This window comes from Rhodococcus sp. NPDC057297 (genome assembly GCF_042667435.1).
GTDB lineage: Bacteria > Actinomycetota > Actinomycetes > Mycobacteriales > Mycobacteriaceae > Rhodococcoides.
Genome location: NZ_JBHUZE010000004.1, coordinates 175,364 through 196,081, shown reverse-complemented (window position 1 = coordinate 196,081; position 20,718 = coordinate 175,364). Strand labels below are relative to the sequence as shown.

The following is a 20,718-nucleotide window of genomic DNA, read 5'->3' as shown; positions in this document are numbered from 1 at the left end:
TGTAGCTGACCTCTAGGAGTATTCCTTGCGGAACCGGGTTTCCAGTTCTTCGAGCGTCTGACCTCGCGTCTCCGGGACCTGGGTGATGCAGAAGATGAGCGCGATCACACCGAGACCGACGAAGATGAAGAACGTGGCCGCGATTCCGAAGGCCGCCACGACCGGCGGAAACAGCAGCGCGATGGCAGCGTTCGCAATCCACAGCGCGAAAACACACAGGCCGATCGCGAAACTGCGAATCTTCAGGGGGAAGATCTCGGCGAGCATCAACCACGCCAGGGGTCCGATAGTTCCCTGCATGCAGAACACGAACAGAACGACGAACACCAGAATGAAATAAGCCTTGACCGTGCCGTCGGGAAGCAGAAGCGCAGACAGGCCGACAAGAAGGTGGAACGTTGTAGTCAGCGAGAAGCCTGCAATGAGCATGGTCCGTCGGTTGACCTTGTTCATCAAGAAGATTCCGACCGTGATTCCGAGAACGCTGAACAATCCGTTGAGGGTGTTCGCGATGATCGCTGCGCTGGACGAGAAGCCGGCATCGCTCAGCAATTGAGTGCCGTAGTACATCACCGAGTTGATGCCGGTGATCTGGTTGGCGACACCGAGACCGACTCCGATGTAGATCAAGCGACGAATCCAACGAACGGACAGGTCGGTCACGCCACCGGTCTTCGCCAGTTTCTCTTCCTCGGCGAGTCGGTGGACTTCGGCCATCTCGGCCTGAGCGCGTTCTTCCGACCGAACCTGCCTGAGTACTTCCAGAGCCTCGTCCTCTCGGCCCTGCAGGACAAGCCAGCGGGGGCTTTCGGGCATGCGCAGCATTCCGAAGAAAAGCACGATTGCGGGGGCCACTGCGACGAGAAGCATGAAGCGCCACACGGACTCGTGCTCACCCCATATGTTGAAGATGATCGCATTGATCACGAAGGCAGCGAACTGCCCACTGACGATCATGACCTCGTTCCGCGTGACCAACGAACCACGCCGCTCCACGGGAGAAATCTCCGAGAGGTAAACGGGCACTGTCGCCGATGCGCCACCGACGGCGAGTCCGAGTACGAAGCGGAACACGGCCAAGATCTCCCAGCTCGGTGAGAGCACACAACCGAGCGTTCCGACCATGAAGACGAGTGCGAGCATGATGATGTTGTGGCGTCGGCCGTATCGGTCGGACAGACGCCCACCCACCAGTGCGCCGATCGCAGCACCGAAGATGAGAATGCTCACCACGAAGCCCTCGGTGAACGAGGTCAGCGACAAATCGTCGCGGAGCGGCTCCAGCGCCCCGTTGATCACTCCGGTGTCGTATCCGAAGAGCAATCCACCGAACGTCGCGATCACCGCAATGATGCCTAGCCGGTGACTGTGTGTTCCTGCGGTGTCCGGTGGGAGAACTGCACCGGTCGATCCGTCACTACGGGTCATCTCGATCCAATCTTGTGTGCGTGCGAAGAATTGCTCCTACACCCGCATCCGAATCCTTGTACGTATGTCTTTACATAGTTCTAGCGTGCTGAGAACTGGATCACAAGTTCTTCGTCCGAGGAGGATACTCACTGAATCGATCCGACCTGGACCGACAGCCGCGACATTCGCCCGTGGTTACGCTGCGCATGTGCAACACGAAACGGCAGTGTCTGATCGGTCCGCACATCGCGCTCGGGGTCGGCAAATAGCCGCCGCCATCGTTGCCGGCTGCTGCGTGTTGATCGGCGCGACGGGCGTCATCGCTTACTTCACCGACACACAGAACAGGTACGTGGTGGGGTTGGCGTCGTTCGCACCGATCCTCATGGCGTTCTCCCTGCTCGGTATCGCCGTCGCCGTGGTGTCACGACGCTGGATCCTGGCGGCGGCATCGACCGTCGTCGCGGTGACGGCGTCGGCCTTGCTCGCGCCCATGTACATCGCAAGCGATCGACCGCCCGCCGACACACCAGGCCAAGGGCGGAGTCTGCACGTTCTGCAAGCCAACCTGATGCTCGGGCTGGCCGATACGGGCAACGTGCTGGACCTCGTCCGGTCGCGTGACATCGACGTCTTCACCGCACAGGAATTGACGTTCGACGCCGAAAGATTGCTGGACGCGGCTGGAATCGCCGAGTTGCTCCCGTACCGTTACACCAAGCCGACACCGGGTGGCGGAGGAGGAACCGGCATATTCAGCCGATTCCCGATCTCCGGGGAGCGCGAGCTCCCGGTGTTCACTCTGTCCAACCTGTCGGTCGACCTGGACGTCGGTGCCGAACAACCTGTCCGTGTCTACTCGGTCCATCCGGTACCGCCTTACCCGTCTCCGACGCCGCTGTGGGCTTCGGAGATGGACATGCTCCGGTCGGAGGTGTCGACAGCCACGTCGATGTCCAACGTGATCGTCAGCGGCGACTTCAACTCCACCAGATCTCACAGCAAGTTCAGGCACATCCTCGACGCCGGGTACGAGGATGCGGCGGACGTGACCGGTAGTGGTTTGATACCGACCTACCCGACCGACAAGTCGTATCCACCCGTCGTCGGAATCGACCACGTCCTCACCCGGGGTGCCCGTGCCACCGCACTCGAACCCGTCTCCATCCTCGGATCCGATCACGCGGGACTCGTCGCTGAGATTCAACTGCGTTGACGGTGTTCGATTGTCATTTCCAACCGGTCAGTATCGTTGTCTGATTAGATTAGTAGTCAACTATCTGCGGGTCGGTCATGCACGGGATGTAGAGGTCCTTGGAATGAGTTCGCTGCACGAGTGGTGGTCGCAACGGACCGACTACGTGTGGAATGTCTCCTACTCGCAAACGCATCCGATCCTCCGACAAAGTCGCGTCGCGATCGGTCTGTGCTGTTGGTTCTACGGGCTGATCTGCCTGCTCGCCATTGCATCGCCGATTGTGTCGAGCCCCACCGACATCATCGTCGTCGCGTCGTTCGGGTCGTGTTCGGTATTCGTCGGCTGCCTGTGGATACGCGGTCCGTGGCCGACATATCGTCAGTCACTGCTCTTCGTTGCATTCGCCGAAATCGGCGTCGCCGCCGTTCTGTTCTCTCTCGACGACCGTCCGGTGGCACTCCTGTGTTCGGCGCTCTTCGCCGTCATGGGCAACTATGTCGCGGCGTACCACGACACCCGAGTTTTCGTAGCACGTCAGATATGGTCCCTGTGCGCGTGTGCCGCGCTGTACGTCCTTGCACTATCGTATTCCGACGCCGACCTCGCCCAGACGACTGCATATCTCATCGTTCTCGTCATGGTCCTGGTGTCCTCTCCGGTCCTCACTCAGGCCTATCTGACGTTCCTCAAGAGGGACGCGGCGGTGGCCCACTTCGATCCTCTGACCGGACTGCGCAACCGCCGCGGACTCGACTCGGCCGTCGGAGTGATGGAAGACGGAGCAGCCGGAGTTGCGGTCCTCGTCGCTGACCTCGACAACTTCAAAGCCGTCAACGACGAGTTCGGGCACAGTTTCGGCGACGATGTCCTGCGCAAGACTGCCCAGGCAATCAACACCAACTTTCCGCCACCCTCAGTGACCGCTCGCACCGGTGGTGAGGAGTTCGTCGTTGTCTCCACTGGCCCGCTGTCCGACATGTCCCGGGCAGCCGAGGCCCTACGAGATGCGATCCCGTCCTGCAATTCCGCCGGATTGACCACCACCAGCATCGGCATCCACTATCGCAAGATCGCTGTGCACGACCTCCCGGAGGTCCTCGACGATTTGCTCGACAGCGCCGACACCGCGATGTACCGAGCCAAGAGTCACGGCGGCAACTCGATAGTGATCGACGTCTACGACGGCGACGTCAGAACAGGCTCCTGACGGCCCGCTCCACCGAGCTGGGCCGCGATGCACCATCATGAGCGAATGAGTTCCAACGATCTCTTCGGAGGCCCACGCAGATTGGCGGCTGTCGTGGCTGTCATCGTCGTCGTCGCACTTCTCGCTCTGGGAGCCACTCTCCTCGTTCGCCATCTCCTCGGACCACCGGAAGGTCCGTCGCCGTACGACACTCCTGCATCCTCGGAGGTGTCGACTCCGTGACCGATCCGGATCGTGCCCATCGACAGTTCACGTCGACGGTTCGGTTCGATTGGGGCACCTCGGGTGCATCGGCAATTGCTTCCGGGGCGGACGTTGCCGTGGTCGTCGACGTTCTGTCGTTCACCACCACGTTGACCGTCGCCGCCGATGCGGGGACCGCGGTGGTGCCCTGGGCCGTCGGCCAGGCCTCGGCCGCCGAATACGCCCGCCGCACCGATGCCGTCATGGCGGTCCGGCGGCGCGATGCGGGCCCGGGCGACATCAGCTTGTCCCCGGCCACGCTCCGCGCGGGGACGCCGCCACAGCGGCTCGTGCTGCCGTCGCCGAACGGGTCGACGATATCCGCGCAGCTGGCTGCCGAGGTACCGGTCTGTACAGGGGTCTCGCTTCGCAACGCGCCGGCTGCGGCGCAGTGGATCGCTGCGAACACCGATACCGACGCCGTCGTCGCGGTGATCGCCGCAGGAGAACACTGGCCCAACGGCGCCTTGCGACCGTGCATCGAAGACCTGTGGGGAGCCGGATTTCTCCTCGCGGAACTGGGCGACAGGCGCCCGGACTGCACTCTGTCTCCGGAAGCCGAGATGGCACGCGATGCGTGGAAGGCTGTGTGCAGTCGACTCCCCCACGCTCTCGTCGAGTCGGCATCAGGTCGCGAGCTGATCGACGAGGGCTACGAAATCGACGTCACGATCGCTGCGGAAGTCGGCTCCTCGCGATCCGTGCCCGTCCTGGACTCCGGAATCTTCGTCGACGCTGGTTCACACAACGGCGCTGGCTCGCACAACGACGCTGGTTCACACAACGAAGCTGTGTGACCGGCGCAACATTCCAGTGTCCCGCTCGAGGCCCGGAACTGCGCAAACGCCGACGACGGCAGGACACGAGGCTGTCCGTTATTTGGTCTTTGATACCCGATCACGGATCATACGAGCGTGAGCATTCCGAACGTCGCCCCGAAGACGACCGTTGTCGTACCCACGTACAACGAACGCGAGAACCTCCCGAAGCTCGTCGAGCTTCTCGCCGGTCTGCAACTGGACAATCTTCACGTGCTCGTGGTCGACGACAACTCCCCCGACGGCACGGGCACGCTCGCCGACGAACTCGCCGAGACAGGGCCTCTGCCGGTGACGGTTCTGCACCGCACCGAGAAGAACGGGCTCGGCCGGGCGTACGTGGCCGGCATGAGCCGCGCACTCGACGACGGTGCGGACATCGTCGTCCAGATGGACGCGGACCTGTCCCACCCCGCCGACGTCATCCCCACGATGGTGCGCACGCTCACGACAACGGACGCAGCCGTCGTACTGGGTTCGCGCTACGTCCCCGGCGGCGCCGTGGCCAGCGATTGGCCCTGGCATCGGAAGGCACTGTCTGCATGGGCCAACTTCTACGTCAACGCAATTCTTCGGTTGAAGGTCAAGGACGCGACCGCGGGCTTCAAAGCCTGGCATGCTGCGACGCTGCGGGCGATCGACGTGAAGTCGGTCGAGAGCAACGGCTATGCGTTCCAGGTCGAGATGAACCACCGCACCGTCCGACGCGGCTTGAAGATCGCCGAGGTCCCCATTCGCTTCGAGGAACGCAACGACGGCGAATCCAAGATGAGCCTCGCCGTGCAGCTCGAATCCGCAGCCGTACCGTGGAAGTTGCTCTTCGGAGTCAGGCGGCCTTGACCTTCGCCGCGTAGGTGTCGACGTACTCCTGGCCGGAAAGCTCCATCAGGGAGTACATCACCTCGTCCGTGGCGGACCGCACGACGGCGTGGTTGCCCGCATGTTCCCGGTACCGGCTGAAGTCGATCGGAGCGCCGAACTTCACGACGATCTTCGTCGGTCGCCACATCCGACTGCCCACTGGATTGAATCTTTCGGTACCGAACATGACCACGGGAACGACGGGTGCGCCGGATTCCAGCGCAACCCTCGCCATTCCCGTCTTCCCCTTGTACAGCCGGCCGTCCGGAGACCTCGTACCCTCGGGGTAGATGGCCCACACTCCGTTGTCGGCCAGTATCTTTCGCGCTGCGGCCAAAGCTGGGTCGCCCGCCCCTGCACCGGAGCGGTCGACGGGGACCTGGCCCGCACTCGTGTAGAACCAGCGCAGCAGACGCCCCTTGAATCCCGCACCCGAGAAGTACTCGCTCTTGGCGATGAAACGGATTCTGCGCCTGACGACCAACACCAGGAAGAACGAGTCGACCACCGTCAGATGGTTGCCCGCGAGAATGACGGGGCCGGACCGTGGCAGATGTTCCATGCCCTCGATACGCGGTCTCCCCAGAAGTCGCAGAACAGGGCCGATCAGAACGTACTTGAACATCCAGTACCACATGAGCGGTGCACTCCCTCGGGTCTGCCGAAACTACGAATCGTAGACATCGTCTACGTCCATAGTAGACACTGTCTACCATGGACGGGAGCGAATCGTCCGCCGCGCGCATGATCGACGCGGCGGAGCACTTGATGGAGACCGAAGGGATTTCGGGCGTCACCGTGCGATCCGTCGCACGTGCCTCGGGACTGTCGCACGGCGCACCACGGCGCTACTTCCCTACCCTCGCGGCTCTGCACGCCGCCGTCGCGCAACGGGGTCTGCAGGACCTCCGCAGAAGAATCGAACGGGAGGTAGGCGAGAACACCGAACCGGCGGCGCGCCTACGGGCCGCGGCCCTCGCTTACGTGCGGTACGCCGTCGAACGACCCGACATGTTCGCACTCGTGTTCCGTCACGACATCCTCGCGAACTCGGGAATGCATCTTCGCGGAACGTCGTTGCCGCTGTTCGCATTCGTCACCGACCTCGTCGAACCGTTGGCAGGCACCGACACTCACGTCCGAGCCGTGCAGATCTGGACGGCGGTCCACGGAATCGCTGCGTTGAGCTCGACGACCGCGCTGTCGGTCGTCACCGAGGTCGACTCGACCGCTCTGGTGGATGCGGCGGTCGAGTCGATCGTCGATACGAACCGGGGTGATCCGAACCGAGAAGGTCCGAGTCAGCCGGCTATGGATTTCACCGACGCGGGCAGCTGACGGACGCTGGTGTACGGGCCGACCACCGCAGCACCGAACGGCCGGGACAACAGGACCCGAGCCACGTCGCGCACCTCACTCACGGTCACCTGATCGATCCGGGCGAGGGTCTCCGAGATATCCCGGTGATTGCCGTAGTTGAGCTCGCTGCGGCCTATCCGGTTCATCCGTGACCCCGAATCCTCCAGGCCGAGTACAAGACCGCCACGCAGCGACCCCTTGGCACGCGCGCACTCCTCCTCGGTGATGCCATCGGAGGCGACCTGCGCGAGAACCTCACGCACCACCGTCGTCACCTCGGCGAGGTTTTCGGGTTGGCACCCGGCGTACACCGAGAACGCACCGGAATCGGAGAAGGTGTCCACCGACGAGTAGACCGAATAGGCCAGCCCGCGCTCTTCACGGATCTCCTGGAACAGGCGCGACGAAAGCCCACCTCCCACAGCCGCATTCAGTACGGACAGCGCCCACCGGTGCCCCTCGTGCCTACCGAACGCGCGCACACCGAGTGACAGGTGAGCCTGTTCGCTGTCTCGTCGTTCGAAACGAAGCTCAGGACGATGACGAAGTCTCGCCAGACCGTCGCGCCGAGGAGCAGGCTTGACGCCCTTGTGCAGATGACCCGCGAATGCACGCTTGACCAACGCCACCGCCTGGCGGTGGTCGACGTTGCCCGCCACCGCGACGACCATCCGCTCCGGTGTGTACCGACGCGTGTGGAAGGAGCGCAGCTGAGCGCGCGTCATGTCCTCGATGGATTCCACGGTTCCGATGATCGGCCGACCGAGCGGATGATCACCGAACATTGCCTCGATGAACAGATCGCCGAGGAGATCCTCCGGATCGTCGTCGCGCATCGAGATCTCCTCGAGGACGACCTGACGCTCGACGTCGACATCGCTTGCACGACAACGCCCGCGGAGGACGACATCACTGACGAGGTCTATCGCCAAACCGAGATCGTCGTCGAGAACGTGAGCGTAGAAGCACGTACTCTCCTTCGAGGTGAACGCGTTCAGCTCACCGCCGACCCCGTCCATGACCTGAGCGATCTGCAGCGCGCTCCGAGTGGGCGTCGACTTGAACAGCAGATGCTCCAGGAAATGAGCGGCACCGGCCACCGACGGACCCTCGTCCCTCGAACCGACGCCGACCCACACACCGACCGACGCCGACCGAACTCCCGGCACGAACTCGGTCACCACACGAAGACCACCGGGCAGCGTGGTGCGTTCGACACCCAGGTTCTGCCCGGCGGGATCCGAAACGGCAGAACGGTACGTCCCGTAGGAACGTACCGTTCTGCCTTGCTGCTTCTTACTCAGCGTTCGCCTCGGCAGGTGCGTCGGCCGGAGCCGAATCGGACGAGCCTGCAGCAGCTGCTCCCTCTTCCTCGACGGGAACGAGGCTGATCTTGCCGCGGTTGTCGATGTCGGCGATCTCCACACGGAGCTTCGATCCGACGCTCACGACGTCCTCGACCTTGTTGATGCGCTTGCCGCCGCCGAGCTTCGAGATGTGCACCAAGCCGTCGCGGCCGGGAAGCAGCGAGACGAATGCACCGAAAGCCGTTGTCTTGACGACGGTTCCGAGGAAGCGCTCGCCGACCTTCGGCAACTGCGGGTTGGCGATGGCGTTGATCTTGTCGATCGCGGCCTGAGCGGACGGACCGTCCGCTGCACCGACGTAGACGGTGCCGTCATCTTCGATCGAGATGTTGGCGCCGGTCTCCTCGGTGATGGAGTTGATCATCTTGCCCTTGGGTCCGATGACCTCGCCGATCTTGTCGACGGGAACCTTGATGGCCGTGACGCGAGGTGCGTACGGGCTCATCTCGTCCGGGGCGTCGATGGCCTCGGCCATGACCTCGAGGATCGTGGTGCGCGCGTCCTTCGCCTGCGACAGCGCGCCTGCCAGAACCTTCGACGGGATACCGTCGAGCTTGGTGTCCAGCTGCAGGGCCGTGACGAAGTCCTTGGTACCTGCGACCTTGAAGTCCATGTCACCGAAGGCATCTTCGGCACCGAGGATGTCGGTCAGCGCGACGTAACGCGTTTCGCCGTCGACCTCGTCGGACACCAGGCCCATGGCGATGCCCGCGACGGGAGCGCGCAGCGGCACACCGGCGTTGAGCAAGGACAGCGTCGATGCGCAGACCGAACCCATGGAGGTCGAGCCGTTGGAGCTCAGCGCCTCGGAGACCTGGCGGATGGCGTACGGGAACTCGGCCTGGCTCGGCAGAACCGGCAACAGCGCGCGCTCGGCGAGCGCGCCGTGGCCGATCTCGCGACGCTTCGGCGATCCGACGCGACCGGTCTCACCGGTCGAGTACGGCGGGAAGTTGTAATGGTGCATGTACCGCTTGGACGTCTCGGGTCCGAGCGAGTCGACCTGCTGCGCCATCTTGACCATGTCGAGTGTCGTGACACCGAGGATCTGCGTCTCGCCGCGCTCGAACAGCGCCGAGCCGTGGGTACGCGGAATGATCGCGACCTCGGCGGACAGCGAACGAATGTCGGTGACACCACGGCCGTCGATGCGGAAGTGGTCGGTCAGGATGCGCTGACGCACCGACTTCTTGGTCAGCGCGCGGAACGCAGCACCGATTTCCTTCTCACGACCCTCGAACGAGTCCGAGACCTGCTCGAGTACCTGAGCCTTGACCTCGTCGAGCTTGTTCTCGCGCTCGGCCTTGCCTGCGATCGTCAGTGCTTCGCTCAACGGGATCTGAGCAGCATTGGCGACGGCGTCGTAGACGTCGGACTGGTACGGCGGGAACAGGGGGAAGTCACCGGTCGGCTTGGAGGCCTTGGCGGCGAGCTCCTGCTGTGCGGTGCACAGCGCAGCGATGAACGGCTTCGACGCTTCGAGACCCTCGGCGACGATGGACTCGTTCGGAGCCTGCGCGCCGCCCTCGATGAGCTCGATGACGTTCTCGGTGGCCTCGGCCTCGACCATCATGATCGCGACGTCGGCGTCGGCGCCGGAACCCGAGACGATGCGTCCCGCGACGACCATGTTGAACACGGCCTTCTCGAGCTGCTCGACCGTCGGGAACGCGACCCACTGCTTGTCGATGAGCGCGACACGGACACCACCGATGGGGCCGGAGAACGGCAGCCCAGCGATCTGCGTGGACGCAGATGCCGCGTTGATGGCCACGACATCGTAGAGATCGGCCGGGTTGAGGCTCAGGACGGTGATGACGACCTGGATCTCGTTGCGGAGACCGTCGACGAACGTCGGGCGCAGCGGCCGGTCGATGAGGCGGCAGGTGAGGATGGCGTCGGTGGACGGGCGACCCTCACGACGGAAGAACGACCCGGGGATGCGTCCGGCGGCGTACATACGCTCTTCGACGTCGACCGTGAGCGGGAAGAAATCGAACCCTTCGCGCGGGCTCTTGCCTGCCGACGTGGCGGACAGCAGCATGGTGTCTTCGTCGAGGTAGGCAGCGACGGCGCCGGATGCCTGCTGAGCGAGGCGACCGGTCTCGAACCGGATGCTGCGCTTACCGTAGGTGCCGTTGTCGATGACGGCAGTTGCTTCGTAGACGCCTTCTTCGACGTCCAGGTTGGTGGTGTCTGTCATTCTCTTCTTCTCGTCCTCTCGTCTTTGCCGTGCGCTCGCCGACGGACCACTGGCCCCGCTGCCATGTGCAGGCAGGACTGCGGTCGCTGTTGCTCGGGGGCGGCCATCGATCGAAGCCCTGGGGACGAGAAGTTCGTCCGCCAAGGCCACTACCGAAGACCGACACCCTGGGTGCGTCGAGCGATCACGGCGATGTGCGAACACCCATGTGTTCGCTTGTCTTGCTGGCATGCCAAACACAGATAGCCAACGAGGAACAGTCTAAGCACTGCCTCGTTGGCTACTGCATATTTCGAAGACGGCCCACTTTCGCGGGCGCGTCGGCGCCGATGTTATCGACGCAGTCCCAGACGCTCGATGAGCGAACGGTACCGGGTGACATCCACCTTCGCGATGTACTTCAGCAGGCGGCGACGACGTCCGACCAGCAGCAGCAAGCCGCGGCGGGAGTGGTGGTCGTGCTTGTGCTTCTTCAGGTGCTCGGTGAGATCGGTGATGCGCTTGGTGAGCATCGCGACCTGCGCCTCGGGCGAACCGGTATCGGTCGGGTGCAAGCCGTACTCGCCGAGAACGGCCTTCTTCTGTTCGGTGGTCAATGCCACTGGTACTACTCCTGATCACTGACGTCCGCGGGAAAGGAAAGCGGCGCAGCCACCACGGACCGCAGCATGCACCGAGAAGGGATCCTATCAGGGCAGGCAGCCGGTCACGAAAGTCGGTCGGTCAGGGCGGCGCGAGCCTTCTCCGCGTCCCGACCCATCTCCTCGATCAGATCGTCGATCGACTCGAACTTCTCCATTCCGCGAATCCGCTCGACGAAATCGACCGCGACGTGCTGTCCGTAGAGGTCACCGTCACTGTCCAACACGAACGCCTCGACCGTCCGAGTCCGACCCGAGAACGTCGGGTTGGTGCCGACGGACACGGCAGCGCGGTGACGTTCACCCGGAATCACGGTGCCGATGACCGGGCCGGGACCGAGCACGGTGAACCACGCCGCATAGACGCCGTCCGCAGGGATGGCCGAGTACATCGGCGGTGCGACGTTGGCCGTCGGATACCCCAGTTGGCGGCCGCGACCGTCGCCGTGCACGACGACGCCCTCGACGCGGTGAGGACGCCCCAAGGCTGCGGCAGCCGCGGACACGTCACCCGCGTCGACACACGAACGGATGTACGTGGAGGAAAAGGTGACCGCGTGCTCGGCCAGAAGGTTGACTCCGTCGACGGCGAAACCGGACCGGTCGCCGACCTTACGCAGCAACTCCACGTTGCCGAGTGCCTTCTTTCCGTAGGTGAAGTTCTCCCCCACCACGACCTCGGCGACGTGCAACCGCTCCACCAGAATCTCGTGGACGTAGCGCTCGGGCGTGAGCTTCATCAACTCGGGCGTGAACGGCATCACGCAGAACACGCCGATGCCCAGCTCTTCCGCCAATTCGGCGCGCCGAGTGAGCGTCGTCAATTGAGCCGGATGCGTTCCGGGCCGTACCACTTCCATCGGGTGCGGATCGAAAGTCATGAGCACACTGGGTATTCCACGGTCCTCGGCCGACGTCACCGCACGGCTGATCAACTGGGCGTGACCACGGTGGACGCCGTCGAATACGCCGATCGTGAGAACACAACGACCCCAGTCGGCAGGTACATCGTCGAGACCTCGCCATCTCTGCACGAGGAGAAGCCTACGGCCCGCGTCCGCGCGGGTCACGTCCGGATGGACATGTCGCAGCGAACACCAGTGGACAAACCTGCAAACACTCTGCCAAGATTTCGGCGTGCCGAACTTATTTCTTCGACGCATCGCAGCGATCGTGCTCGGCGTCGCGATTCTAGGAGGCTGCGCCCGGTCCGTCGGGGAAGACGAACCGATCCTCGCCGACGATGGACGCCCCCTCGTCCTCACGACCTTCACCGTGCTCGCGGACATGGCACGCAACGTCGCCGGGGACCACCTTCGGGTCGAATCGATCACCAAGGTCGGCGCGGAGATACACGGCTACGAGCCGACGCCGGGAGATCTGCGGACGGCAGAAACGGCCGAGCTCATCCTGGACAACGGCCTGGGGCTCGAATCGTGGTTCGAGAAGTTCGTCGAACGAGTTCCTGCTCCACACGCAGTCGTCACCGCCGGTGTCGAGCCCGTGTTCATTCGTGACGACGCGTACGCCGGGAAGACCAACCCACACGCCTGGATGTCTCCGGTCGTGGCCGAGACCTACGTGGACAACATCGCGGCGGCGTTCGTGCGCCTCGACCCGGCCAACGAGTCGGACTACCGCGCCAACGCCGAGGGCTACAAGCTCGAACTGCGCGCAGTCGGCGACGAGCTGAAGCGCGATCTCGACCGGTTGCCCGCAGAGCAACGCGCACTTGTGTCGTGCGAGGGCGCGTTCAGCTATCTCGCCAGGGACTTCGATCTGCGCGAGGCCTACCTCTGGCCGGTCAACGCCGAGCAGGAAGGCACGCCGAAGCAAGTGGTGTCCACGATCCGGTTCGTCGAGGACAACGACGTGCCCGCGGTGTTCTGCGAGTCGACCGTCTCGGACAAAGCACAGTTGCAGGTCGCCGAGGACACCGGAGCACGCTTCGGCGGCAAGCTGTTCGTCGATTCTCTCAGCGATCAGGACGGCCCCGTTCCCACCTATCTGGACCTGCTCGCCTACGACGCTCGGACCATCGCCGACGCACTACTCGGAAAGCCGGAATGACCACCATGACAGCAGCACTGGACATCGTCGGAGTGTCCGTCACCTACCGCGACGTGACCGCGTTGAGCAACGCCTCCCTCACCCTCGAATCCGGCCGTGTCTGCGGTCTCGTGGGCATGAACGGATCAGGCAAGTCGACGCTGTTCAAAGCGATCATGGGCGTCGTCCGACCGAACACCGGATCGATCCGAATCCACGGAGGTGCGCCTGCCGCCGCGCGCAAGAACGGGACCGTCAGCTACGTCCCGCAGAGCGAGTCGGTGGACTGGACGTTTCCCGTCAGTGTCCGAGACGTGGTGATGATGGGCCGCTTCGGAAAGCAGAACTGGATGCGCTCACCGCGCGCCCGCGATCACGACGCCGTCGACGCCGCCCTGGGCCGAGTGGACCTCACCGACCTCGCGCATCGCCAGATCGGCCAACTGTCGGGCGGCCAGCGGAAACGAGCGTTCGTTGCACGGGCCATCGCGCAAGAGGCGACGCTGCTGCTGCTCGACGAACCGTTCGCGGGGGTGGACAAACGCACCGAGGCCACCATCACTCGGTTACTGAAGGAACTGGCAGCAGCCGGCTCGACGATCCTCGTCTCGACGCACGACCTGCACGCCCTCCCCGATCTGTGCGACGAGGCCGTCCTGCTCCAGCAACGTGTCCTGATGCATGGGGATCCCCGTGAGGTTCTGAAACCGGACAACCTGGCAATGGCATTCGGCGTCTCGACCACATCGGAAGCGAGCTGACCATGGTTCTCGTCGACATCGTCGAACCTCTCCAGTACACCTTCATCCAGCGTGCACTGCTGGTGACGGTCGTCGCATCGATCGTGTGCGCGGTTCTGAGCTGCTGGCTCGTGCTGATCGGATGGTCGCTCATGGGCGACGCCGTCTCGCACGCCGTCCTTCCCGGCGTCGCTCTGTCCTACCTGCTCGGTGCACCGTTCGCGATCGGCGCACTCCTGTTCGCTCTGATCGCCGTCGGGGCGATCGGCGTCGTCCGCAACACCACCCTGGTGAAAGAGGACGCAGCCATCGGGGTGGTGTTCACCACTCTGTTCGCGCTCGGTGTGGTGCTGATCTCGAAGTTTCCGAGCCAGATCGACCTCAATCACATTCTGTTCGGCAATCTCCTCGGAGTGTCCCGCGGCGACATGTGGCAAGTGATCGTGCTCGGCGGTCTCGCGTTCGTCGTCATGGTCGCCAAGCGCCGCGACTTCACGCTGTTCGCGTTCGACCGCACGCAGGCTCAGGCCGTCGGAATCTCCCCGACCGTGCTCTCGGGTCTGATGTTGACGCTGCTCGCCCTCACCACCGTCGTCGCGCTTCAGGCCGTCGGAGTGATCCTCGTGGTCGCGATGCTCATCACGCCGGGCGCCACCGCGTACCTGCTGACGGATCGATTCGGGCGGATGCTCGTACTTGCGCCGACCATCGGAGTCGGCTGCGCCGTGGTGGGCATCTACGTCAGCTTCTACCTCGACGTGTCCTCGGGCGGCATGGTCGTGCTGGCGCAGGGACTGGTGTTCCTGCTCGCGTATCTGTTCAGCCCGAGTCAGGGGCTGGTCACTCGCGCAGTCCGCAGGCGCACGGAGGTCGCGGCCTGAACGCGCCGGTGGCAACGTGTCATTTCCGAGTGGATTGCCTAAGCTCGCTTTCGTGGCGGAAAGAACCGGTGAACCTGTCGCGGCCGAAGACGTGCAACTGTCGGCCGTCGCACAGGACTATCTGAAGGTCATCTGGACAGCCAGCGAGTGGAGCGAGGACTCGGTCAGCACCAAGATGCTGTCCGAACGCATCGGAGTGTCCGCATCCACGGTGTCCGAGGCAATCCGCAAGCTGGCCGACCAGGGCATGGTCGACCACGCGCGCTACGGCGCGATCTCGTTGACCGAACGCGGACGCACCGCGGCGATCGCGATGGTGCGGCGTCACCGACTGATCGAGACCTTCCTCGTTCGCGAACTCGGGTACGGATGGGACGAGGTGCACGACGAAGCCGAAATCCTCGAGCACGCGGTCTCGGATCTCATGATGGCGCGGATAGACGCCAAACTCGGCTTCCCCGAACGTGATCCGCACGGTGACCCGATCCCGTCCGTCGACGGCGACATCGCATCACCGGAAGCAACGCGCCTGAGCGACTACGTCGACGGACAGTGCGGTCGCGTTGCCCGCATCTCGGATTCCGATCCTGCGATGCTTCGGTACTTCGACTCCGTCGGTATCACCCTCGACCTGTCCATCACCGTCGTCGAGCGCCGTGACTTCGCCGGAACGGTTGCCATCGAACTCGGCAAGACCGAGAACGCGGGCCCCATCGACCTCGGCCAACGGGCCGCCGAAGCGATCTGGATGATCCCGGCCTGACAGCAGCGGCCTACAGGCCGCGCAAAGTTGCCGGCCTCACGACCATCACCGAACTTGCGCGCTTACCCTTCTCCTGCAACAGGGCGATCGTGTGACCGGTCGGATCGATCGCCGCGTACACCCCCGGTAACCCGATCGGATCGAGCCAACGTCCCTGGCTGATCGATTCTGCTTCCTCCGCACTGATCTCACGGTGCGCAAACGCCGTCCTCGCGGCCTCGTCGATATCCAGGCTGACCGACGGTGATTCGGCAAGGTCCTCCAGCGTGCGCGCATGTTCGAGAGTGAAGGGACCGACTCTCGTGCGGCGCAGCACCGTCAGGTGGCCTCCCACCCCCAGCGCATCACCGAGATCACGCGCCAGAGCACGGACGTACGTTCCGGACGAACAGTCGACCTCGACGTCGAGGTCGACGAAACCGCTACCCTGCACGTCCTGTCGGCCGACGACGTCGAACCTCGTCACCGTCACTCGCCGCGGGGGAATCGTGAAGTCCTCGCCGGCTCTCACCAACTTGTGCGCGCGCTGACCGTCGACCTTGATGGCGCTGACGCTGGACGGGACCTGATCGATCTCACCGGTCAACGCGCCCACGTGCCGCGCGACCGCCTCGTTCGTCACTGCCGACGCGTCGACGTCGAGGACAGTGTCACCTTCGGCGTCATCGGTGGTCGTGGTCCGCCCGAGCCGGATGGTCGCGGTGTAGGCCTTGGTCGTCAGCGCCAACAGACCGAGCATCTTCGTCGCCCGTTCGATACCCAACACGAGCACTCCGGTAGCCATCGGGTCCAAGGTCCCCGCATGCCCGACCTTACGAGTGTTCAGCAACTTCCGGCACGACGCCACCACGTCGTGACTCGTCACACCGGCTCCCTTGTCGACGATCAACAACCCGGCGCCGACGAGGCCGGACGACAACTTTCCACGTGCAGACACGGGAGTTCATTCTGCCAGGAGGCAGGTCACGTCACTGCAATCGCCGTGACGATCAGTCCGTCGGACACGAGCCATTTGCCGTCGAACGAGCTCAACGGTGGTCCACTGATCGTGGCGCCCGGCACCAGAAGTGTCGAATGGAACGTTCCGGACAGGTCGTTTCCCGTACCCGTTCGCTCGAACGTGATGTGTGCGTCCTCGAATCCGAGCCACCGACCCGTCAGCGGCTCCCACGCTTTGTAGGTGGCTTCCTTGGCGCAGAACAGAAGCCGATCCCAGTGCAAACTCGAGTCCGCCCCCGACAGCCACTCTCGTTCCTTGTCGAGGCTCACGGCGTCGAGAACCCCGTCGGGGAGAGGGCCGTGAGGTTCGGCGTCGATACCCACCGAGCGGATCTGCATGGCGTGTGCCAGGACGGCACCTCGATACCCGTCGCAGTGCGTCAGCGAGCCGACGACACCCTTGGGCCACTGCGGCGCGCCGGACTTTCCGCGCAGGATCGGAGCAGGCTCGACACCGAGCTTGTCCATCGCGACTCGAGCGCAGTGACGGGCCGACGTGAATTCACGCTTGCGTTTGTCCACCGCCTTCGCCACGAGCGGCGCCTCGAGCGGATGCGGTTGCAAGCCAGGCGGATCGTCGAAGAGTTCTGCAGCCACGACACCGTTGGGCAGGATCGACTCGATCACTTGTTCGCCCTCATCTTCTCTACTTCCGCCTCCATCTCGGGAGTGACCGTGAAGTGGCCGCCCCATTTGTTCAGCGTGCCCTCGGGGTACTCGGGAACCGGGAGAATCTGACGCAGCACGTTCGCAGGCAGACCACGTCGCTGCCACTCACGCGGGTAGCCCACGGACACCTCCTCGAACCGCACCCCGTCGTAATACGTCGTCCGCGGAATGTGCAGATGCCCGTACACCGAGCAAATTGCGTTGTATCTGGTGTGCCAATCCGCGGTCAGCGTCGAGCCGCACCACAGTGCGAACTCCGGATAGAACAGAACGTCGGTCGGCTGCCGAACCATCGGGAAGTGATTGATCAGAACCGTGGGAACAGAAGTGTCGAGTGCATCGAGTCGTGTACGAGTGCTGTCGATTCGAGCCCGGCACCAGGCATCTCTGGTGGCGTACGGCTGGGGCGAGAGAAGGAACTCGTCGGTCGCGACGACGTTCTTGTCCCGCGCGATCTTCAGTCCGTGCTCTTTGTCGATCGCCCCTCGCGGCAGAAACGAGTAGTCGTAGAGGAGGAACATCGGAACCAACGTCGCCGGTCCTCCTTCGCCCTCCCACACCGGATACGGATCCTCCGGTGTCACGACGCCGATCTCGCGGCACAGGTTCACCAGGTACTCGTAGCGAGCAACGCCATGGATCTGAACCGGATCCTTGGCCGTGGTCCACAACTCGTGATTGCCCGGCACCCAGATCACCTCGGCGAACCTGCTGCGCAGAAGTTCCAGTGCCCATTTGATGTCGTCCGTCTTCTCGGAGACGTCACCGGCGACGATGAGCCAATCCTCGGGAGACTCGGGATGAATGTCCTCGGTGACCGGCCGATTACCTCGGTGGCCGACGTGGATGTCGCTGACTGCCCAGAGCTTGGCTGTCACAGGCCAGAAGTCCTTCCGATCACGGGTGTGGGTGCGTCCTCGATCCAGTACCAACGCCTGGTCGACCCCTGCCATTCCTGATTGTCCCCTGCCACTACCGGCGATGCGCGGTCGGCCCACGGCTTCGTCCGGATACGAGGACCGGATGCGAGAATTGGACACATGGGAAACAAGAGCGCGCTCCGGGCGGGTCTGATTCTGTCGGTCATGGCCGCGTTCCTCGCCGGGATCGCCTCCGACAACTTCGTGACGGGGTTCGCGATCACCGCGGCCGTCTGCGTCGTCGCGTTGCTCGCGGCACATTTCGCCGCGCAGAGGGTAATCTCCCGACGTAACCGATGATCGACGCATTACATCCGCATCTGCTGGTCTAGAGTCTCCCTTATGCCGCAATCACGGATTCGTGTCCGCGACGCCGCCGCACTGCTCGGCGTGAGCGACGACACGGTGCGCCGATGGATCGACAGCGGAGCCCTACCCGCAGGCAAGGACGAGGCGGGCCGAAAGGTCGTCGACGGCGCCGTGCTCGCTACGTTCGCCAGAAGCCACGCGTCGCCGCCGCCGGACCCGACGGGCACCGAGAGTTCGGCGCGGAACCGGTTGGTCGGACTCGTCACCAAGGTCACCTCCGACACCGTGATGAGCGAAGTGGAAATGCAGTGCGGACCGTTCACCGTCGTCTCGCTGATGAGCACGGAATCGGTACGCACACTGGGGCTCGAACCGGGGAAGATCTCCGTCGCCGTCGTGAAGGCAACCACTGTCATCGTCGAAGCGCCCTGAACGGGCCATTTCTCGTGGAGGAAATCCATTGAAACGATCACTCGTCACCACCCTCGTCGCACTCGGATCGTGCGCCACACTTCTGTCCGCATGCTCGAATGCCGACGATTCCGCAGAGCCGACCGAGTCCGCCAGCGCGTCCGAATCGTCGTCGGGATCGGACGTCACCGGTGACATCACCGTGTTCGCTGCCGCCTCACTGAAGGCGACGTTCATCGAGCTCGGTGAGACGTTCGAGGCCGAGAACCCCGGAGCGACCGTCGAATTCAATTTCGCCGGATCCTCCGACCTGGTGAACCAAATCGCTCAGGGCGCACCCGCCGACGTCTTCGCCTCGGCCGACACCAACAACATGACGAAGGCGGTGGAAGGGGATCTCGTCGACGGCGACCCGGTGAACTTCGCCACGAACACGCTCACCATCGTCACCGCTCCGGGCAACCCGGAGAACGTGACGTCGTTCGCCGACCTCGCGAACCCGGACATTCTGACCGTCGTCTGCGCACCCCAGGTTCCGTGCGGAAGTGCCACCCAGAAGGTCGAGGACGCCACCGGAACCACGATCCCGGCGGTCAGTGAGGAGTCCGCCGTCACCGACGTGCTCGGTAAAGTCATCTCGGGTCAGGCAGACGCGGGCCTGGTCTACGTCACGGACGCCGCGGGCGCCGGTGACCAGATCACCGCAGTCGAGTTCCCGGAGGCGTCGGATGCCGTCAACACCTACCCGATCGTGGTGCTGAAGAACAGCGACAACGCAGCTACTGCAGCCGCCTTCGAAGCACTCGTCACCGGCGAAGAAGGCCGAAAGGTACTGGCAGAGGCAGGATTCGCCGCACCGTGATCTTCACCCGCGGCGGGAACGACGTCCGACTCGACCTACCGTGCTGGATCTTCGTCCCCGCGGCAGTCGGCGCAGTGTTCGTCGTCCTTCCACTCGTCGCGATCCTTCTTAGGATCGACTGGGCCGACTTCGTTCCGCTCGTCACGTCGGAGTCGTCCCGGACGGCCCTGATGCTCAGCCTGAAGACCGCCGCGATCAGCACGATGCTGTGTGTCGTGTTCGGAGTCCCGATGGCTCTCGTTCTCGCCCGCACGGAGTTTCCCGGTCTGTCCGCTCTTCGTGCGCTGGTCCTGCTCCCCCTGGTGCTGCCACCCGTCGTCGGCGGAATCGCCCTGCTCTACACATTCGGTCGACTCGGGTTGATCGGCGAACATCTCGAAGCATGGGGAATCTCGATCGCCTTCTCGACGACGGCAGTGGTCCTGGCACAGACGTTCGTGTCGCTCCCCTTCCTCGTGGTGAGCCTCGAAGGGGCACTGCGGACTTCGGGCCGCGACTACGAAACGGTGGCCGCCACTCTCGGCGCGAAGCCCACCACAGTGCTGCGCCGGGTCACCGTTCCGTTGGTGTTGCCCGGCCTCGTGTCCGGGGCGGTTCTCGCATTCGCCCGTGCCCTCGGTGAATTCGGTGCCACGCTGACGTTCGCGGGATCGCTGGAAGGTAAAACGAGGACGCTGCCACTGGAGATCTACCTCCAGCGTGAAACCGATGCCGACGCTGCCGTCGCACTGTCACTGCTGCTGATCGTGGTCGCAGCCGTCATCGTCGTCGCAGCACGTGGCCGCCGTGTCGCCGGTGCGTTGTGAGG

23 protein-coding genes are annotated in these 20,718 nt (G+C 63.8%); 14 read left to right on the top strand and 9 right to left on the bottom strand.

Annotation, left to right across the window (positions count from 1 at the left end; genetic code table 11):
* Positions 1-12: 12 nt before the first annotated feature.
* On the bottom strand, positions 13-1,428 hold the full coding sequence (locus ACFULT_RS14355) for a sugar porter family MFS transporter (RefSeq protein ID WP_094721783.1): 1,416 nt from the start codon (positions 1,426-1,428) through the stop codon (positions 13-15).
* 208 nt (positions 1,429-1,636) lie between these two features.
* Here ACFULT_RS14355 and ACFULT_RS14350 point away from each other — a divergent pair, with 208 nt between their 5' ends.
* From ACFULT_RS14350 to ACFULT_RS14330, 5 genes are all read left to right on the top strand, one after another.
* Positions 1,637-2,626, top strand: coding sequence for an endonuclease/exonuclease/phosphatase family protein (locus tag ACFULT_RS14350; protein ID WP_378481757.1), 990 nt, complete (start codon positions 1,637-1,639; stop codon positions 2,624-2,626).
* Positions 2,627-2,729: 103 nt separating this feature from the next.
* A complete protein-coding gene (locus ACFULT_RS14345; RefSeq protein ID WP_037112795.1) occupies positions 2,730-3,815 on the top strand; it encodes a GGDEF domain-containing protein in 1,086 nt (361 codons plus the stop codon).
* A 45-nt stretch (positions 3,816-3,860) separates the two neighbouring features.
* Positions 3,861-4,037, top strand: a complete 177-nt coding sequence (locus ACFULT_RS14340; protein WP_019664168.1) for a hypothetical protein — start codon at positions 3,861-3,863, stop codon at positions 4,035-4,037.
* Positions 4,034-4,855, top strand: coding sequence for a 2-phosphosulfolactate phosphatase (locus ACFULT_RS14335; protein WP_378481756.1), 822 nt, complete (start codon positions 4,034-4,036; stop codon positions 4,853-4,855). Before ACFULT_RS14340 ends, ACFULT_RS14335 begins: the two co-directional genes overlap by 4 nt.
* A gap of 123 nt (positions 4,856-4,978) precedes the next feature.
* Positions 4,979-5,716 (top strand): polyprenol monophosphomannose synthase, encoded by a 738-nt coding sequence (locus ACFULT_RS14330; protein ID WP_037113328.1) that lies wholly within the window; start codon positions 4,979-4,981, stop codon positions 5,714-5,716.
* On the opposite strand, the gene ACFULT_RS14325 is transcribed toward ACFULT_RS14330, so the two are convergent.
* A complete protein-coding gene (locus ACFULT_RS14325) occupies positions 5,703-6,374 on the bottom strand; it encodes a 1-acyl-sn-glycerol-3-phosphate acyltransferase (RefSeq protein WP_094721784.1) in 672 nt (223 codons plus the stop codon). The two genes, ACFULT_RS14330 and ACFULT_RS14325, sit on opposite strands and share 14 nt — an antisense overlap.
* A 77-nt stretch (positions 6,375-6,451) precedes the next feature.
* Here ACFULT_RS14325 and ACFULT_RS14320 point away from each other — a divergent pair, with 77 nt between their 5' ends.
* A complete protein-coding gene (locus ACFULT_RS14320) occupies positions 6,452-7,075 on the top strand; it encodes a TetR/AcrR family transcriptional regulator (RefSeq protein ID WP_378481755.1) in 624 nt (207 codons plus the stop codon).
* Here ACFULT_RS14320 and ACFULT_RS14315 read toward each other — a convergent pair.
* From ACFULT_RS14315 to ACFULT_RS14300, 4 genes are all read right to left on the bottom strand, one after another.
* Positions 7,039-8,319: a pitrilysin family protein gene (locus tag ACFULT_RS14315; RefSeq protein ID WP_230595734.1), complete on the bottom strand. Its 1,281-nt coding sequence runs from the start codon at positions 8,317-8,319 to the stop codon at positions 7,039-7,041. The genes ACFULT_RS14320 and ACFULT_RS14315 overlap by 37 nt on opposite strands.
* 73 nt (positions 8,320-8,392) lie before the next feature.
* Entirely contained in the window at positions 8,393-10,666 is a 2,274-nt protein-coding gene (locus ACFULT_RS14310) for a polyribonucleotide nucleotidyltransferase (RefSeq protein ID WP_020110252.1), read from the bottom strand.
* Positions 10,667-10,998: 332 nt separating this feature from the next.
* The gene (gene rpsO / locus ACFULT_RS14305) at positions 10,999-11,268 is read right to left on the bottom strand and encodes a 30S ribosomal protein S15 (protein ID WP_020110253.1); all 270 of its coding nucleotides are present in this window, start codon (positions 11,266-11,268) and stop codon (positions 10,999-11,001) included.
* Between the two features lie 104 nt (positions 11,269-11,372).
* Complete coding sequence (locus tag ACFULT_RS14300) at positions 11,373-12,341, bottom strand: bifunctional riboflavin kinase/FAD synthetase (RefSeq protein WP_378481754.1); 969 nt, start codon at positions 12,339-12,341, stop codon at positions 11,373-11,375.
* Positions 12,342-12,444: 103 nt separating this feature from the next.
* Between ACFULT_RS14300 and ACFULT_RS14295 the strand changes: the two genes are divergently transcribed.
* Genes ACFULT_RS14295 through ACFULT_RS14280 form a run of 4 tightly spaced genes read left to right on the top strand, consistent with a single transcriptional unit; the run spans position 12,445 to position 15,740 of the window.
* Positions 12,445-13,377 carry a metal ABC transporter substrate-binding protein gene (locus ACFULT_RS14295; RefSeq protein ID WP_037112787.1) on the top strand — a complete coding sequence of 311 codons (933 nt, stop codon included), beginning with the start codon at positions 12,445-12,447 and terminating at the stop codon, positions 13,375-13,377.
* Positions 13,374-14,117 carry a metal ABC transporter ATP-binding protein gene (locus tag ACFULT_RS14290; RefSeq protein WP_037112785.1) on the top strand — a complete coding sequence of 248 codons (744 nt, stop codon included), beginning with the start codon at positions 13,374-13,376 and terminating at the stop codon, positions 14,115-14,117. The genes ACFULT_RS14295 and ACFULT_RS14290 overlap by 4 nt, the downstream gene beginning before the upstream one ends.
* A 2-nt stretch (positions 14,118-14,119) precedes the next feature.
* Positions 14,120-14,977, top strand: a complete 858-nt coding sequence (locus ACFULT_RS14285) for a metal ABC transporter permease (RefSeq protein ID WP_378481753.1) — start codon at positions 14,120-14,122, stop codon at positions 14,975-14,977.
* Positions 14,978-15,029: 52 nt separating this feature from the next.
* The gene (locus ACFULT_RS14280) at positions 15,030-15,740 is read left to right on the top strand and encodes a metal-dependent transcriptional regulator (protein WP_037112780.1); all 711 of its coding nucleotides are present in this window, start codon (positions 15,030-15,032) and stop codon (positions 15,738-15,740) included.
* Between the two features lie 10 nt (positions 15,741-15,750).
* Here ACFULT_RS14280 and truB read toward each other — a convergent pair whose 3' ends face one another.
* Genes truB through ACFULT_RS14265 form a run of 3 tightly spaced genes read right to left on the bottom strand, consistent with a single transcriptional unit; the run spans position 15,751 to position 18,286 of the window.
* The gene (gene truB, locus ACFULT_RS14275; RefSeq protein ID WP_378481752.1) at positions 15,751-16,677 is read right to left on the bottom strand and encodes a tRNA pseudouridine(55) synthase TruB; all 927 of its coding nucleotides are present in this window, start codon (positions 16,675-16,677) and stop codon (positions 15,751-15,753) included.
* Between the two features lie 26 nt (positions 16,678-16,703).
* Entirely contained in the window at positions 16,704-17,366 is a 663-nt protein-coding gene (gene npt / locus ACFULT_RS14270) for a 4'-phosphopantetheinyl transferase Npt (protein WP_037112775.1), read from the bottom strand.
* Positions 17,363-18,286 carry a metallophosphoesterase gene (locus ACFULT_RS14265; RefSeq protein WP_037113326.1) on the bottom strand — a complete coding sequence of 308 codons (924 nt, stop codon included), beginning with the start codon at positions 18,284-18,286 and terminating at the stop codon, positions 17,363-17,365. The genes npt and ACFULT_RS14265 overlap by 4 nt, the downstream gene beginning before the upstream one ends.
* 162 nt (positions 18,287-18,448) lie before the next feature.
* Here ACFULT_RS14265 and ACFULT_RS14260 point away from each other — a divergent pair, with 162 nt between their 5' ends.
* The 4 genes from ACFULT_RS14260 to ACFULT_RS14245 are packed head-to-tail and all read left to right on the top strand — an operon-like array spanning position 18,449 to position 20,716.
* On the top strand, positions 18,449-18,628 hold the full coding sequence (locus ACFULT_RS14260; RefSeq protein ID WP_037112771.1) for a hypothetical protein: 180 nt from the start codon (positions 18,449-18,451) through the stop codon (positions 18,626-18,628).
* Between the two features lie 42 nt (positions 18,629-18,670).
* Positions 18,671-19,069 (top strand): molybdopterin-binding protein, encoded by a 399-nt coding sequence (locus ACFULT_RS14255; RefSeq protein WP_378481751.1) that lies wholly within the window; start codon positions 18,671-18,673, stop codon positions 19,067-19,069.
* A 28-nt stretch (positions 19,070-19,097) separates the two neighbouring features.
* Positions 19,098-19,910 carry a molybdate ABC transporter substrate-binding protein gene (gene modA / locus ACFULT_RS14250; protein ID WP_378481750.1) on the top strand — a complete coding sequence of 271 codons (813 nt, stop codon included), beginning with the start codon at positions 19,098-19,100 and terminating at the stop codon, positions 19,908-19,910.
* The gene (locus tag ACFULT_RS14245) at positions 19,907-20,716 is read left to right on the top strand and encodes an ABC transporter permease (protein WP_378481749.1); all 810 of its coding nucleotides are present in this window, start codon (positions 19,907-19,909) and stop codon (positions 20,714-20,716) included. Before modA ends, ACFULT_RS14245 begins: the two co-directional genes overlap by 4 nt.
* Positions 20,717-20,718 lie beyond the last annotated feature (2 nt).

What these genes read in the sequence shown, in the direction of transcription:
- ACFULT_RS14340 (WP_019664168.1), top strand. Translation starts at nt 3,861, where the DNA reads ATGAGTTCCAACGATCTCTTCGGAGGCCCACGCAGATTGGCGGCTGTC.
- ACFULT_RS14290 (WP_037112785.1), top strand. Translation starts at nt 13,374, where the DNA reads ATGACCACCATGACAGCAGCACTGGACATCGTCGGAGTGTCCGTCACC.
- ACFULT_RS14255 (WP_378481751.1), top strand. Translation starts at nt 18,671, where the DNA reads ATGCCGCAATCACGGATTCGTGTCCGCGACGCCGCCGCACTGCTCGGC.
- ACFULT_RS14355 (WP_094721783.1), bottom strand. Translation starts at nt 1,428, where the DNA reads ATGACCCGTAGTGACGGATCGACCGGTGCAGTTCTCCCACCGGACACC.
- ACFULT_RS14285 (WP_378481753.1), top strand. Translation starts at nt 14,120, where the DNA reads ATGGTTCTCGTCGACATCGTCGAACCTCTCCAGTACACCTTCATCCAG.
- ACFULT_RS14260 (WP_037112771.1), top strand. Translation starts at nt 18,449, where the DNA reads ATGGGAAACAAGAGCGCGCTCCGGGCGGGTCTGATTCTGTCGGTCATG.
- ACFULT_RS14345 (WP_037112795.1), top strand. Translation starts at nt 2,730, where the DNA reads ATGAGTTCGCTGCACGAGTGGTGGTCGCAACGGACCGACTACGTGTGG.
- ACFULT_RS14320 (WP_378481755.1), top strand. Translation starts at nt 6,452, where the DNA reads ATGGACGGGAGCGAATCGTCCGCCGCGCGCATGATCGACGCGGCGGAG.
- ACFULT_RS14310 (WP_020110252.1), bottom strand. Translation starts at nt 10,666, where the DNA reads ATGACAGACACCACCAACCTGGACGTCGAAGAAGGCGTCTACGAAGCA.
- ACFULT_RS14325 (WP_094721784.1), bottom strand. Translation starts at nt 6,374, where the DNA reads ATGTGGTACTGGATGTTCAAGTACGTTCTGATCGGCCCTGTTCTGCGA.